A 12978-nucleotide genomic window follows, 5' to 3' on the forward strand; every position below is an offset into this window, starting at 1 on the left:
CCACTTTTGGGCGACATGCATCAACTCAAGCTTCGCGGAACCGGTATCCGACTCCGTAAAGGGTTTCGATCATTTCGAAGTCGTCATCGACGGCCTTGAACTTCTTGCGCAGCCGCTTGATGTGGCTATCGATGGTGCGGTCGTCGACATAGACCTGCTCATCATAGGCCGAATCCATCAGCGCATCACGGCTTTTTACCACGCCGGGGCGCTGCGCCAACGAGTGCAGGATGAGAAATTCGGTGACCGTCAGCGTCACCGGCTCGCCCTTCCAGGTGCAGGTATGGCGTTCCTGGTCCATGACCAGCTGCCCGCGTTCCAGCGAACGGGCCTGCTGGCTGGGCGCCTTTGCCGCAGCTTCGCGGGCGCTGGCGCGGCGCAGCACGGCGCGCACCCGCTCGACCAGCAGGCGCTGCGAGAACGGTTTGCGGATGAAATCATCGGCGCCCATCTTGAGGCCGAAAAGCTCATCGATCTCATCGTCCTTCGAGGTCAGGAAGATCACCGGCAGGTCCGACTTCTGCCGCATCCGGCGCAACAGCTCCATGCCGTCCATGCGCGGCATCTTGATGTCGAGGATGGCGAGATTCGGCGGCCGCGCCGCCAGGCCTTCCAGCGCCGACGCACCATCCGTGTAGGTCTCGACGCGATACCCCTCGGACTCGAGGGCGATCGACACCGATGTCAGAATGTTGCGGTCGTCATCGACAAGCGCGATTGTTGCCATTTCAAGCGGCTCCCTCATGAGCTGTCCCTTCTGTCTTAGAGAAGGGGCTTTTGCAGGACAAATTAGGTACAAAATGTGGCACAGGCTCCACCCGCTGTCGCGGACGGCTTGCCGGCGGCCCCATCGGAACCTCTACACGGGTTGGACGATCACTGTGTGCCAATCCTTTGGGCAACCACTGCGATTTTTTGCACATATAAACGATTTAAACAACTTTCAAAATTTTTAAATCGATTAATGATTTGATATCATTTGGGTTTTCTGGTTCTCACCGTCTCAGCCCCTAACGCGGGCTCGCCGGAAACGCGCCGGCAAAGTGCGGCGAATCCAGAAGAAGGGACCCTTGATGTCGGAAGTCGGCAAACGCAATTCTGCTTGCGCGATCGATCGTATCGGCCTGAAAACCACCGGCACGGTGCATTATAATTTTGGTGCGGCCGCCCTTTATGAGGCAGCGATCCGCCGTGGCGAGGCCCGGTTGACCGCCGGCGGCGCGCTGCTTGCCGAGACCGGCCAGCACACCGGCCGCTCGCCCAAGGACAAGTTTGTCGTCCGCGATGGCGCCACCGAGCCCCATGTCTGGTGGGACAACAACAAGGCGATTTCGGCGGGCCAGTTCGAAATGCTGCTCGCCGATTTCCTTGTCCACGCCGCGAATAGGGATCTCTATGTGCAGGACCTCGTCGGCGGCGCCGATGCCGAGCTGAAGCTGCCGACGCGGGTCATCACCGAATTCGCCTGGCACTCGCTGTTCATCCGCAATCTTTTGATCCGCCCGCAGGCCGCCGAGCTCGAGGATTTCGTGCCGGAGATGACGATCATCGACCTGCCGTCCTTCCGCGCCGATCCGGCCCGTCACGGCAGCCGCACCGATACGGTGATTGCGGTCGATCTCGCCCGCAAGATCGTGCTGATCGGCGGCACTTCCTATGCCGGCGAGATGAAGAAGTCGGTGTTCACCATGCTGAACTATCTGCTGCCGGAAAAGGGCGTCATGCCGATGCACTGCTCGGCCAATGAGGGCCCGGGCGGCGACGCAGCGATCTTCTTCGGCCTGTCGGGCACCGGCAAGACGACGCTGTCGGCCGATCCGTCACGTACGCTCATCGGCGACGACGAGCACGGCTGGGGACCGCACGGCATCTTCAACTTCGAAGGCGGCTGCTACGCCAAGACGATCCGGCTGTCGGCCGAGGCCGAGCCGGAGATTTTCGCCACCACGCAGCGTTTCGGCACGGTGCTGGAAAATGTCGTGCTCGACGCCGACCGCGTGCCGGACTTCAACGACGGCCGGCTCACCGAAAACACGCGCTGCGCCTATCCGCTCGACTTCATTCCCAATGCCTCGAAGAGCGGACGCGCCAGCCATCCGAAAAACATCATCATGCTGACCGCCGATGCCTTCGGCATCATGCCGCCGATCGCACGGCTGACCCCGGCGCAGGCGATGTATCACTTCCTCTCCGGCTACACCGCCAAGGTGGCCGGCACCGAGAAGGGCGTTACCGAGCCGGAAGCGACTTTCTCGACCTGCTTCGGCGCCCCGTTCATGCCGCGCCACCCCAAGGAATACGGCAATCTGCTGCGCGAGCTGATCGCCCGCCACGGCGCCGATTGCTGGCTGGTCAACACCGGCTGGACCGGCGGCGCCTACGGCACCGGCAAGCGCATGCCGATCAAGGCGACGCGCGCCTTGCTGGCCGCAGCGCTTGACGGTTCGCTGAAGGCGTCCGGTTTCCGCACCGACGCCAATTTCGGCTTCGAGGTGCCGGTTGCTGTGCCTGGCGTCGACAGCGCCATTCTCGACCCGCGTTCGACCTGGGCCGAAAAGGCAGCCTATGACCGGCAGGCAGCGCGATTGGTCGGCATGTTCGCCGTCAACTTCGAGAAATTCGAGAGCCATGTCGATGCCGTCGTGCTCGGCGCAGCACCCCGCCTGCAGGAAGCTGCGGAATAGTCCAGGCATCTTCACCGAAGCATCCTTGAAAGGCGCGGTCTCGATCGGGCCTTTTCTTTTTTGGTCCGCCGCGCCATGACTGCGGCATGCCTATCGACGACATCATCATATCAGACGAAGCCGTAATCCATCCGGGCGACCTGCACGAGGATTTCATCCGCTCGTCGGGTCCCGGCGGCCAGAACGTCAACAAGGTGGCGACCGCCGTCCAATTGCGCTTCGACGCCGCCAATGCAGCTGGCCTGTCCGAACGCGTGCGCGCGCGCATGATCAAGCTCGCCGGCCAGCGCGCCACCAAGGACGGCGTCATCGTCATCGAGGCCGGCCGCTTCCGCACCCAGGAGCAGAACCGGGCCGATGCCCGGGCAAGGCTGACGGCGCTGGTCGCCAAGGCCGCGGAACCGCCGCCGCCGCCGCGCAAGAAGACCAGGCCGTCGAAAGGCTCGGTGGAGCGGCGGCTGCAAAGCAAGGCAGGGCGCGGCACGATCAAAAAGCTGCGCGGCCGGGTAGAGAACGACTAAGGACCGCGCCGACTGCGTGCATAAAGCGGCCTCCCCTGCCGCAGCCGCAAGGTTTCACCATTGCCACAGAAAGGGAGGCCGACAACGGTGGCTTTCGGGTCGCCGTTTCTGATTGGCGGTGGCATGGTTTCAGTATCAACCGGAGGCGAAGTCATGCTCGTTCTGCCCAAAGGCGTCCGCCACATGCCTGGTTATCTGTCCCGCGCGGCGCAGGAAGCGCTGGTCGAAGAGGTGAGGACAATTGTACAGCGGGCGCCGCTGTACGTGCCGGCGATGCCGCGGACCGGTAAGGAGATGAGCGTGCGCATGACCAATTGCGGCACGCTCGGCTGGGTCACCGACAAGGAGCTGGGCTATCGCTACCAGCCAACGCACCCACTCACCGGAGAGCCATGGCCGCCGATCCCGGACGCGCTGCTGCAATTGTGGCGGGAGGTCGCCGCCTATCCGAATCCGCCGGAGGCCTGCCTGGTCAATTTCTATACGCAGGACGCCAAAATGGGTCTGCACCAGGATCGCGACGAAGCCGATTTCTCGGCCCCAGTGGTCTCGGTGTCGCTTGGCGACGATTGCCTGTTCCGGGTCGGCCAAGTGACGGGCAGGGGGGCCACACGCGACGGCGGCACCAAATCGTTCCGCCTGAAAAGCGGCGACGTCGTCGTGCTCGGCGGCGAAGGCCGGCTCTGCTTCCATGGCGTCGACCGCATCTACCCGTCGACATCGGCGCTGCTGAAAAATGGCGGCAGGATCAATCTGACGCTGCGGCGGGTGACCTTGCCTTGAAGAGGTGAGAGTGCATTCTTGCACTTACTGAACCACTGACCTTGCGAATGAAAAATCCCTAACGGAATTTAAGGTTTCGGCCGCTAGTCTGCGCCAAAACGTCATCATTCCCGGTGTGGATACCATGCTCGAAATCGAATCCGAAGTGATTTGGCGCTACATTCGAAATGCCGCATGGCGCACGGTTTCGATCGCCCGCTCGGATGCATCGCTCTACCTGTTCATTGGCATCTACACTGCAACGGGGCTGGGGTTTCTGGCTTGGGTCGGCGCGCTCCATCGCACCGCATACCAGACCTACGTGCCGATATGGCTTATGGTTTTCGGTTTCGTGCTGCCGGCGGTATCGCTTCTCCTGGAAACCGGCTGGCTTTTGCATCGATTTGAGCGTCGGCGGAAATTTGCTGCGGGCAAGATGTTCTCAGCCGAGCGGATGGCGGTTCTCTTTTCCGGCATATGTCTGTTGATGGGCATCATGATTTTCCAAAGCACCTTCACCTCGGTCAAGAACGGCATGTCCGTCCTGTGGAAAGGTTTCCCCTATGATCGCGCCTTGGCGGATATCGATGCCTATCTGCATTTCGGCACTGATCCGTGGCGATGGCTCTACGTTATCGGCAAGCATGACTGGGTACGGGAATCCGTCGGATGGAACTACGACATGCTGTGGTTCATCATTTGCTACAGCATGCTGTTTTTCATGGTCACGTCACCACGCACCACGCATCTGAAGAGACGCTATGTGCTGTCCTTCATGGTGGTGTGGGTGGTCGTCGGAAACATCCTGGCCGGGCTGTTCATGTCGGCCGGACCGGCGTTCTACGGCTATGTCACCGGCGATGTGCCACGCTTCGGTGAACAGCTTTCGTTTCTTGCGCAAAGCCCGTCGGCGAGTTCCGCCGCCGTGTACCAGCAGTATCTGTGGACGCTCCAGACCGAGGGTGTGACTGGACTCGCGTCGGGAATATCGGCATTTCCAAGCGTTCATGTCGCCTTGATCACCCTGAATGCGGTGTATACCTGGGAGTACGACCAGCGGTTGGGCGCCATCGCATTTCTGTATGTCGCCTTCATAGTCGCGAGTTCGGTCTATCTTGGTTGGCACTATGCGATCGATGGTTATGCGGCGGTCGCGCTCACGATCGCCCTATGTGCGGCCGTCCGCAAGCTGGTACCCGACGGCGAAATCCTGATGCCAGGCCCGGCCCGGCAATCGGCGGCTGGCGGCAGCCGCCCGGAGGCGGCCGTCACAGTTTCCTGAGCGCCACTTCCTCGACAAGATGATTGGCGCCCTTGCGCAGGATGAGGTCGGCCCGCGCCCGTGTCGGCACGATGTTCTCGCGCAGGTTTTTCAGGTTGATGTTGGCCCACAAGCCTTCCGCAATGGCGCGCGCGGCGTCTTCCGAAAGCTGCGAATAGCGGTGGAAGAAGGAGTCCGGATTGCGGAACGCCGTCTCGCGCAGGCGCATGAAGCGGGCGATGTACCATTGGTGGATCAGCTTTTCGTCGGCATCTATATAAATGGCGAAATCGAAGAAATCCGACAGGAACGGCACGATCTTGCCGTCCTTCGGCAATTTGCCGGGTTGCAGAACGTTGATGCCTTCGAAGATCAGAATGTCGGGCCGGTCGATGGTGACGAACTCGCCGGGAATGACGTCATAGGTCAAATGCGAATAGACGGGCGCGCGGACATTGCGCTGCGCCGACTTGATGCCCGAGAGGAAACGCAGCAGCGCACCGACATCGTAGCTGTCGGGAAAGCCCTTGCGCTCCATCAGATTGTCGCGTCGCAACACCTTGTTGGGCAGCAGGAACCCGTCGGTAGTGATGAGATCGACCTTGGGGCTCGACGGCCAGCGCGCCAGAAGCTCCTTCAGCACGCGCGCCGTGGTCGATTTGCCGACCGCAACCGAACCGGCAATGCCGATGATGAACGGTGTCTTGACCACATCCAGCGCGTTGAAGAAGGCCTGGCGCTGGCGAAACAGCAGCTGGCTGGCCTCGACATGCGCCGAAAGCAGCCGCGAGAGCGACAGATAGATGCGCTTGACTTCTTCCAGGTCGACCGGATCGTTCAACGAGCGCAGACGGTTGATCTCGTCTTCGCCCAGCGTCATCGGCGTGTCGGCGCGGAAGTTCGACCATTGCTCGGCCGAGAAGAAACGATAGGGGGAATATTTCTCGGTCGGAGCGAGCTGGTCCATCGAGTTTCCTGCCCTCTAGAGCATGAGGCCGAAAAGTGTGAAGCGGTTTTCGGGCGACATCATGCTCCCTCTATCAATTTAGAGACGGATTCAGATTTCAGGCCTCGGCCCGAAATCATCCGGCTCTAGCGGTCAGCCTTTCGGCCGGGATGCCTTTTCAGTGACGCCCGAACGGCCGGTGCGGCCCTCAAGCTCCTTCAGCACCTCGCCCAGCGAAACGCCGGCCATGCCAAGCACGACGAGCCAATGATATATGAGATCGGCACTTTCGGAAACGAGGGCTTTCTCGTCGCCCTTGACGGCGGCAATGACGGTCTCGACTGCCTCTTCACCAAGCTTCTGCGCCGCCTTGTCGATGCCTTTGGCGAACAGTTTTGCCGTCCACGAGTCCGGGTCGCCGGAACGGGCGCGTTCGCCAATGATCGTTTCCAGATCGGACAGCGAAAATTCAGCCATGACGCAGTCTACAGCCTTTGTGGAGTGGATTGAACCGGATAGTCCAGCCGCATCGGCAGCCCGCCCTCGGCCATATGCGCCTTGGCTTCCGTAATCGTGTAAGTGCCGAAATGGAAGATCGAGGCGGCGAGCACGGCGCCGGCATGGCCGTCGCGAATGCCCTCGACCAGATGATCGAGCGTGCCGACGCCGCCCGACGCGATCACCGGCGCGCGCACCGCATCCGCTATCGCGCGGGTCAGCGCAATGTCGTAACCGGCCTTGGTGCCGTCACGGTCCATCGAGGTCAAAAGAATCTCGCCGGCGCCGCGATCGACCATTTTTCGCGCAAACTCGACCGCATCGATGCCGGTCTTTTCACGGCCGCCATGGGTGAAGATCTCCCAGCGGTCGGCTTCATTGGGTGCCGACACCTTTTTGGCGTCGATGGCGACGACAATGCACTGGTTGCCGAACTTGTCGGCGGCTTCCGCGACGAAATCGGGGTTCTTCACCGCCGCAGTGTTGATCGACACCTTGTCGGCGCCGGCCAGCAACAGTTTGCGAATATCGGCCACCTGGCGCACGCCGCCGCCGACGGTCAGCGGCATGAAGCATTGTTCGGCGGTGCGGGCGACGACGTCGAAGATGGTTTCACGGTTGTCGGACGACGCGGTGATATCGAGAAAGCAAAGCTCGTCAGCGCCGGCCGCGTCATAGGCTTTGGCCGCCTCGACCGGATCACCGGCATCGATGAGGTCGACGAAATTGACGCCCTTGACGACGCGGCCGTTCTTGACGTCGAGGCAAGGGATGACTCGGGCCTTCAGCATCAGCCCTTCTCCATCGTCGCCAGCAACTCGCTGAGCAGTTCGCCGACCAGCGGCGGAACCTCGGCCTGCGCATCGAACGCCGGATCGTAGGCGGAAATGGTGATGCCGGAAATCGGCAGCAGGCCGGCCATGCCGCAGACAGCCTGGCGCAGCTGTTTCGGCTCCGGGCCGCCGGGCGTGGTGTAGCGGTTGGCCTGCAGCGCCCCGGGGTCGTGCACGTCGAGATCGAGATGCAGGTGCACCCGCTTCGCATCCGGCGCCTTCAGCCTGCCGCTCGCCGTCGCCCAGTCCGGGCATTCGGTGCGGATGACCGGCAACGTCTTCAACAGCTCCGTTTCGGCCGGATCGAGATCGCGCGCGTTGACCAGCACGCAGCGCGCCGGATCGATCGGCCTGAAGCCGGGGATGGCCGAGGCCATCGGCTTCCAGCACAGGCCGAGAACCGTGGCCAGCGCCATGCCGTCGAGAAAGCCGAAGATGGACGTCTCCGGCGTGTTGAGATCGCCATGCTGGTCGGCCCAGATGATCGCATCGGCATCCTCGCCGGCAACCGCACCGGCCGATGTCAGGCAATTGCCGGCCAGCACGATGGGAAACCGGCCGCGGTCTATGGCGATGCGGACCTCGCCGGAGACGGCACCGCACACGGCAAAGCCGGTGGCGATCTCGCGCTGTTGTTCGTCGCCAACCCTGCCGATATCGGTGACGACGACGTCATGCCCGGAGAGCGTCAGCGCGTCGACAAGCCCGCCGGCGATGAGTGCATCCGGGCCTCGGCCCATGCCGCCGTGATAGTGGCCGCTGTCATAGGAGGCCAGGATGATGGAGATTTTCACGGCCGGGTCTCCATCGCCTTGCCCTGCAGCACCGCCAGCGCCTCGGCCGGGTCGATGCGCCCGTCATAGAGCGCGCGGCCGGAGATGGCGCCTTCGAGTTTCTTTGCGTCGGGCATGGTCATGCGCACGATGTCGGCGATCGAGGCCAGCCCGCCCGAGGCGATGACCGGGATCGACACCGCATTGGCAAGGTCGATGGTGGCATCCCAGTTGATGCCGGTCAGAACGCCGTCGCGGTCGATGTCGGTGTAGATGATGGCGGCAACGCCGGCGCCTTCGAATTTCTGCGCCAGTTCGATGACGCCGAGGCTGGAGGCCTCGGCCCAGCCTTCGACCGCCACCTTGCCGCCCTTGGCGTCGATGCCCACGGCGATCTTTCCAGGAAATTCCTTGCAGGCTTCCCGGACCAAGTCGGGATGGCGCACCGCCACCGTGCCGAGGATGACGCGGGCCAGCCCGCGGTCGAGCCAGTCCTCGATCTGCGCCAGCGTGCGGATGCCGCCGCCGAGCTGCACCGGGTTTTTCGTCGCCTTGAGGATGGCGCCGACCGCCGCGCTGTTGATGCTCTGGCCCTTGAAGGCGCCGTTGAGGTCGACGACATGCAGCCATTCAAACCCTTGCTCTTCGAAGGCCTTGGCCTGGGCCGCAGGGTCGTCATTGTAGATGGTCGCGGTCGCCATATCGCCGTGCTTCAGCCGCACGCACTTGCCGTCCTTGAGGTCGATGGCCGGAAACAGGATCACCGTTCAGACCCCTTCCACAATGGCGAAATGCGAGGTCGAATAAGCGCGCCGGAATTTCAGCGCTGCCTGGTATTCGGGGGAATGGAAGCAAGCCAGCGCGATCTCGTAGCTTTCGAACTCGACGATCACATGGCGATTGCCGGATGGCCCTTCCGGGCTTGACGACTGACCGCCTCGCGTCAGGAATTTCGCGCCGTATTTGTCGAACGCCGCTTTGTTGGCGGCGATGTATTTCGGATAGTTTTCCGGATCGGTCACATCGACCATCGCCATCCAGTAGCCCTTCTTGCTCATCTCAAGGCCTCCAGCGCAGGAAGTTGGTGATCAGTGCCAGGCCGAGCGCCTGGCTCTTTTCCGGATGGAATTGCGTGCCGGCAAGGTTACCGCGCGCGACCGCCGCCGTTACCGGGCCGCCATAATCGGCGACGGCCAGCACTTCGTCCGGCCTTGTCGCGTCGAGATGGTAGGAATGAACGAAATAGGCGTGCAGACCCTTAGGCCCGGTCGCAATACCCGAAAACAGCGGGTGCTTGCGCTCCAGATCGATGGTGTTCCAGCCGATTTGCGGGATCTTCAGCGCCGGATCGGCGGGCGTGATCTCCTTGACGTCGCCGGCAATCCAGCCGAAGCCCTTGGTCACGGTCTTTTCCAGGCCGCGCTCCGACATTAGCTGCATGCCGACGCAGATGCCGAGGAACGGCCGCGCCTTGGCGATCGCTACCTCTTCCACCGCTTCCCACATGCCGGCGACGCCGCGCAGGCCCGCCGCGCAATCGGCATAGGCGCCGACGCCGGGCAAAACGATGCGGTCGGCGCTGCGCACACGCTCGGCATCGGCGGTCAGCTCGATGGCAGCGGCAATGCCGGCTTCATGCGCGGCGCGCTCGAAGGCCTTGGTGGCTGAGCGCAGATTGCCCGACCCGTAATCGATGATGGCGACCCGCATCTCAGGCTTTTCCCGGCGTATGGCTCAGGCCCAGCGTCAGCCCGATCTGAGCCGGTCGGGCAAGGCTGGCGTCCGGCACGATGCGCGGCAGCGGCGCCGGCTCATCGGCAAGCGCCTCGGCATCCAGCGTCAGGCGAATGTCGGCATCGTCAGGATTGTCGGCTTCGATGACGCCCCATTCATGCCAGCCGCGGCGGCGAAGGGCTGCGAGCCGCAACCCTTGGCCTTCCAGCCCGATATAGAGCGAGACCAGTAAAGACAGTGCGGAGCCGGCCCAGTCCAGTCCCAGCCATTGGCCGAGCACCGAGATAAGCCCCATGGCGACGAAGGCGAGCGCGGCCTCGATCCAAAGCCGGTGCCAGGCGAGCCACAGCGGCGCCACCAGGAAAGCCAGCCAGGAAAAACCGTCGCGGACAAAAATGGGTGCGTCGGCCGCCTCGGTGCGGCCTGGCGGTTCCATCACGACATAGATGGCCATCAGCCTACCCTTTCAGAGATCCCTTGGTGGAGGGAACCGCTTCCGGCTGGCGCGGGTCGCGCTCCAGTGCGAAACGCAGCGCCACCGCCACCGCCTTGAAGCAGGTCTCGGCAATATGGTGATTGTTGGCGCCGTAATGGTTGGTGACATGCAGCGTGATGCCGGCATTCTGCGCCAGCGCATGGAAGAATTCACGCACCAGTTCGGTGTCGAACGTGCCGATCTTGGGCGACGAGAAGGCGACATTCCAGACCAGGAACGGACGGCCCGACACGTCGATCGCGGCCCGCGTCAGCGTCTCGTCCATGGCAAGGTCGACAGAGGCGTAGCGCATAATGCCGCGCCGCTCGCCCAGCGCCTTGGCCAGCGCCTGGCCGATCGCAATGCCGGTGTCCTCGACCGTGTGGTGGTCGTCAATGTGCAGGTCGCCCTTGGCCTTCACCGTGATGTCGATCAGCGAGTGGCGCGACAGCTGGTCCAGCATATGGTCGAAGAAGCCGACGCCGCTCGACATGTCGGATTTTCCGGTGCCGTCGACATGGACCGAGACACTGATCTCGGTTTCCTTGGTCTTGCGGCTGACTTCGGCGGAACGGGACGCCATGACCTTGTCCTTGGCTGAGGGGTTCGAAACTCAAGACGGGGTTCCAAGCTGTCATTTGCTTGAAAACGAAAGCCTTCTAGCAGCATGATCCGGCGATTGCCAGTTGCGATGCGGACAGCCACGGCCATGGCGGACGCCGTTTGCAATCACCCGCCCCATGCATACATATGGCCGATCGAAATCACTCGTACCGCGCGCCAATCGCCTTATCGGGATCGCGCGAATCGGAGCTAAAAATGTCCAATGAACTGAGTATGCACGCCACGACCATCGTGACGGTGCGCAAGGGCAACAAGGTGGTGATCGCCGGCGACGGCCAGGTCAGCCTTGGCCAGACCATCATGAAAGGCAACGCCAAAAAGGTGCGCCGCATCGGCAAAGGCGGCAATGTCATTGCGGGTTTCGCCGGCGCCACGGCGGATGCTTTCACCCTTCTGGAGCGGCTGGAAGCCAAGCTCGAACAATATCCCGACCAGTTGACGCGCGCCTGCGTCGAGCTCGCCAAGGACTGGCGCACCGACCGTTATCTGCGCCGGCTGGAAGCAATGATGCTGGTGGCCGACAAGTCGGTTTCGCTGGCGCTCACCGGCACCGGCGACGTCCTGGAGCCCGAATTCGGCGTCATGGCCATCGGTTCCGGCGGCAACTATGCGCTGGCCGCTGCCCGCGCGCTGATGGACAGCGACAAGGATGCCGAGGAGATCGCCCGCAAGGCGATGCAGATCGCCTCCGACATTTGCGTCTACACCAACAACAACTTTGTTGTCGAAACGCTCGATGCCGGCTAACCCGCCGGTGCTCTATGATTTTCGACCGGTTACCGAAAAAGACCTGCCGATGATCGCCGGCTGGCTGGCCGAGCCGCATGTCGCCGAATGGTGGGACGATCCGGAGACGGAAATCGCCGAAATCCGGGAGCATATTGACTCAATTTCTGTAGAGCCGCTGATCGTCGAGCTCGACGGCAGGCCGATCGCCTATCTGCAGAGCTACGATCCGCATCTGGAAGATGGCCATCCCTATGCCGACCAGCCGTTCGGCACGCTCGGCATCGACCTGTCGATCGGCGTGCCGGACCTGGTTGGCAAAGGTCATGGCTCGGCTATCGTCAGGCAATTCGTCGAGCAACTGTTCGAGGAAGGTGCGCCGCGCGTCATCATCGATCCGCATCCCGACAATGGCCGCGCCATCCGCGCCTATGAAAGGGCCGGATTCCGCGTCATTGATCGCAGGCACTCTAGATATGGCGACGCCGTGCTGATGGCCATCGATGCCGAGGACGACGCTCAAGAGGGGGAATGAGTTGATGACGGCACCGGGCGTGGACAAGAATTATTCGGCCTACGAAGACAGCTGGCGGATGGGCCTTCTGCTCGTGCTCGCTCTGCTCATCTTCCAGGCCGGCGCGCTTTACGGCATGGGCCGCACGCCGATCTGCACATGCGGTTACGTCAAACTCTGGCACGGTGTGGTGAACAGTTCGGAGAATTCCCAGCATATTTCCGACTGGTACACGTTCTCGCACATCATCCACGGCTTCCTGTTCTACGCCTTGGCCTGGTTCCTGTTCCCGCGCTCGCCAATCGGTCTGCGCCTGGCTTTCGCCGTCGTCATCGAGGGCGGCTGGGAGCTCCTGGAAAACAGCCCGTTCATCATCGAGCGCTACCGCGCCGGCACCGTCTCGCTGGATTACTATGGCGATAGCATCATCAATTCGGTGTCCGACACACTGGCCATGATGCTGGGATTTGTGATGGCCAGAAAGCTACCTATATGGGTGGTCGTCGGCCTCGCCCTCATCTTCGAACTGGGTGTCGGCTACCTCATCCGGGACAATCTGACACTCAACGTGATCATGCTGCTGCATCCGTTCGAGTCCATCAAGCAGTGGCAAAGTGGAATTTAGTG

17 protein-coding genes are annotated in these 12978 nt (G+C 62.2%); 7 read left to right on the forward strand and 10 right to left on the reverse strand.

The window, feature by feature from the left end:
* Nucleotides 1–25 precede the first annotated feature (25 nt).
* The gene (locus tag NKK52_RS26220) at nucleotides 26–727 is read right to left on the reverse strand and encodes a response regulator transcription factor (protein ID WP_010912942.1); all 702 of its coding nucleotides are present in this window, start codon (nucleotides 725–727) and stop codon (nucleotides 26–28) included.
* 346 nt (nucleotides 728–1073) lie between these two features.
* On the opposite strand from NKK52_RS26220, the gene NKK52_RS26225 reads away from it, so the two are divergent.
* From NKK52_RS26225 to NKK52_RS26240, 4 genes are all read left to right on the forward strand, one after another.
* Nucleotides 1074–2684 carry a phosphoenolpyruvate carboxykinase gene (locus NKK52_RS26225; RefSeq protein ID WP_023681404.1) on the forward strand — a complete coding sequence of 537 codons (1611 nt, stop codon included), beginning with the start codon at nucleotides 1074–1076 and terminating at the stop codon, nucleotides 2682–2684.
* Nucleotides 2685–2770: 86 nt separating this feature from the next.
* Entirely contained in the window at nucleotides 2771–3205 is a 435-nt protein-coding gene (arfB, locus tag NKK52_RS26230) for an alternative ribosome rescue aminoacyl-tRNA hydrolase ArfB (RefSeq protein WP_023681405.1), read from the forward strand.
* Between the two features lie 153 nt (nucleotides 3206–3358).
* Nucleotides 3359–3988, forward strand: a complete 630-nt coding sequence (locus NKK52_RS26235; protein WP_023681406.1) for an alpha-ketoglutarate-dependent dioxygenase AlkB family protein — start codon at nucleotides 3359–3361, stop codon at nucleotides 3986–3988.
* Between the two features lie 124 nt (nucleotides 3989–4112).
* Nucleotides 4113–5249 carry a phosphatase PAP2 family protein gene (locus NKK52_RS26240; protein ID WP_023681407.1) on the forward strand — a complete coding sequence of 379 codons (1137 nt, stop codon included), beginning with the start codon at nucleotides 4113–4115 and terminating at the stop codon, nucleotides 5247–5249.
* Here the strand turns inward: NKK52_RS26240 and coaA are convergent.
* From coaA to hisB, 9 genes are all read right to left on the reverse strand, one after another.
* Nucleotides 5236–6195, reverse strand: coding sequence for a type I pantothenate kinase (gene coaA / locus NKK52_RS26245; RefSeq protein ID WP_023672313.1), 960 nt, complete (start codon nucleotides 6193–6195; stop codon nucleotides 5236–5238). The genes NKK52_RS26240 and coaA overlap by 14 nt on opposite strands.
* A gap of 132 nt (nucleotides 6196–6327) precedes the next feature.
* The gene (locus tag NKK52_RS26250; protein ID WP_023681408.1) at nucleotides 6328–6651 is read right to left on the reverse strand and encodes a phosphoribosyl-ATP diphosphatase; all 324 of its coding nucleotides are present in this window, start codon (nucleotides 6649–6651) and stop codon (nucleotides 6328–6330) included.
* An 8-nt stretch (nucleotides 6652–6659) separates the two neighbouring features.
* Entirely contained in the window at nucleotides 6660–7466 is an 807-nt protein-coding gene (gene hisF, locus NKK52_RS26255; RefSeq protein ID WP_023681409.1) for an imidazole glycerol phosphate synthase subunit HisF, read from the reverse strand.
* Nucleotides 7463–8299 (reverse strand): arginase family protein, encoded by an 837-nt coding sequence (locus NKK52_RS26260; RefSeq protein ID WP_023681410.1) that lies wholly within the window; start codon nucleotides 8297–8299, stop codon nucleotides 7463–7465. The genes hisF and NKK52_RS26260 overlap by 4 nt, the downstream gene beginning before the upstream one ends.
* Nucleotides 8296–9042, reverse strand: a complete 747-nt coding sequence (hisA, locus tag NKK52_RS26265) for a 1-(5-phosphoribosyl)-5-[(5-phosphoribosylamino)methylideneamino]imidazole-4-carboxamide isomerase (protein ID WP_023681411.1) — start codon at nucleotides 9040–9042, stop codon at nucleotides 8296–8298. The genes NKK52_RS26260 and hisA overlap by 4 nt, the downstream gene beginning before the upstream one ends.
* Nucleotides 9043–9045: 3 nt before the next feature.
* Nucleotides 9046–9336, reverse strand: a complete 291-nt coding sequence (locus NKK52_RS26270; protein WP_023681412.1) for a DUF1330 domain-containing protein — start codon at nucleotides 9334–9336, stop codon at nucleotides 9046–9048.
* A gap of 1 nt (nucleotide 9337) precedes the next feature.
* The gene (hisH, locus tag NKK52_RS26275) at nucleotides 9338–9988 is read right to left on the reverse strand and encodes an imidazole glycerol phosphate synthase subunit HisH (protein ID WP_023681413.1); all 651 of its coding nucleotides are present in this window, start codon (nucleotides 9986–9988) and stop codon (nucleotides 9338–9340) included.
* 1 nt (nucleotide 9989) lies between these two features.
* Nucleotides 9990–10466 carry a DUF2628 domain-containing protein gene (locus NKK52_RS26280; RefSeq protein WP_023681414.1) on the reverse strand — a complete coding sequence of 159 codons (477 nt, stop codon included), beginning with the start codon at nucleotides 10464–10466 and terminating at the stop codon, nucleotides 9990–9992.
* A gap of 4 nt (nucleotides 10467–10470) precedes the next feature.
* The gene (hisB, locus tag NKK52_RS26285) at nucleotides 10471–11070 is read right to left on the reverse strand and encodes an imidazoleglycerol-phosphate dehydratase HisB (protein ID WP_023681415.1); all 600 of its coding nucleotides are present in this window, start codon (nucleotides 11068–11070) and stop codon (nucleotides 10471–10473) included.
* 236 nt (nucleotides 11071–11306) lie between these two features.
* Between hisB and hslV the strand changes: the two genes are divergently transcribed.
* From hslV to NKK52_RS26300, 3 genes are read left to right on the forward strand one after another with little or no spacing between them, the layout of a single operon-like run.
* The gene (hslV, locus tag NKK52_RS26290) at nucleotides 11307–11858 is read left to right on the forward strand and encodes an ATP-dependent protease subunit HslV (RefSeq protein WP_023672322.1); all 552 of its coding nucleotides are present in this window, start codon (nucleotides 11307–11309) and stop codon (nucleotides 11856–11858) included.
* Complete coding sequence (locus tag NKK52_RS26295) at nucleotides 11848–12372, forward strand: GNAT family N-acetyltransferase (protein ID WP_023681416.1); 525 nt, start codon at nucleotides 11848–11850, stop codon at nucleotides 12370–12372. Before hslV ends, NKK52_RS26295 begins: the two co-directional genes overlap by 11 nt.
* Before the next feature lie 4 nt (nucleotides 12373–12376).
* Nucleotides 12377–12976: a DUF2585 domain-containing protein gene (locus NKK52_RS26300; protein WP_023681417.1), complete on the forward strand. Its 600-nt coding sequence runs from the start codon at nucleotides 12377–12379 to the stop codon at nucleotides 12974–12976.
* Nucleotides 12977–12978 lie beyond the last annotated feature (2 nt).

This window comes from Mesorhizobium sp. C277A (assembly GCF_040324395.1).
In the GTDB taxonomy this organism is placed as follows: domain Bacteria; phylum Pseudomonadota; class Alphaproteobacteria; order Rhizobiales; family Rhizobiaceae; genus Mesorhizobium.

What these genes read in the sequence shown, in the direction of transcription:
- NKK52_RS26220 (WP_010912942.1), bottom strand. Translation starts at nt 727, where the DNA reads ATGGCAACAATCGCGCTTGTCGATGACGACCGCAACATTCTGACATCG.
- NKK52_RS26225 (WP_023681404.1), top strand. Translation starts at nt 1,074, where the DNA reads ATGTCGGAAGTCGGCAAACGCAATTCTGCTTGCGCGATCGATCGTATC.
- arfB (WP_023681405.1), top strand. Translation starts at nt 2,771, where the DNA reads ATGCCTATCGACGACATCATCATATCAGACGAAGCCGTAATCCATCCG.
- NKK52_RS26235 (WP_023681406.1), top strand. Translation starts at nt 3,359, where the DNA reads ATGCTCGTTCTGCCCAAAGGCGTCCGCCACATGCCTGGTTATCTGTCC.
- NKK52_RS26240 (WP_023681407.1), top strand. Translation starts at nt 4,113, where the DNA reads ATGCTCGAAATCGAATCCGAAGTGATTTGGCGCTACATTCGAAATGCC.
- coaA (WP_023672313.1), bottom strand. Translation starts at nt 6,195, where the DNA reads ATGGACCAGCTCGCTCCGACCGAGAAATATTCCCCCTATCGTTTCTTC.
- NKK52_RS26250 (WP_023681408.1), bottom strand. Translation starts at nt 6,651, where the DNA reads ATGGCTGAATTTTCGCTGTCCGATCTGGAAACGATCATTGGCGAACGC.
- NKK52_RS26270 (WP_023681412.1), bottom strand. Translation starts at nt 9,336, where the DNA reads ATGAGCAAGAAGGGCTACTGGATGGCGATGGTCGATGTGACCGATCCG.
- hisH (WP_023681413.1), bottom strand. Translation starts at nt 9,988, where the DNA reads ATGCGGGTCGCCATCATCGATTACGGGTCGGGCAATCTGCGCTCAGCC.
- NKK52_RS26280 (WP_023681414.1), bottom strand. Translation starts at nt 10,466, where the DNA reads ATGGCCATCTATGTCGTGATGGAACCGCCAGGCCGCACCGAGGCGGCC.
- hisB (WP_023681415.1), bottom strand. Translation starts at nt 11,070, where the DNA reads ATGGCGTCCCGTTCCGCCGAAGTCAGCCGCAAGACCAAGGAAACCGAG.
- hslV (WP_023672322.1), top strand. Translation starts at nt 11,307, where the DNA reads ATGTCCAATGAACTGAGTATGCACGCCACGACCATCGTGACGGTGCGC.
- NKK52_RS26295 (WP_023681416.1), top strand. Translation starts at nt 11,848, where the DNA reads ATGCCGGCTAACCCGCCGGTGCTCTATGATTTTCGACCGGTTACCGAA.
- NKK52_RS26300 (WP_023681417.1), top strand. Translation starts at nt 12,377, where the DNA reads ATGACGGCACCGGGCGTGGACAAGAATTATTCGGCCTACGAAGACAGC.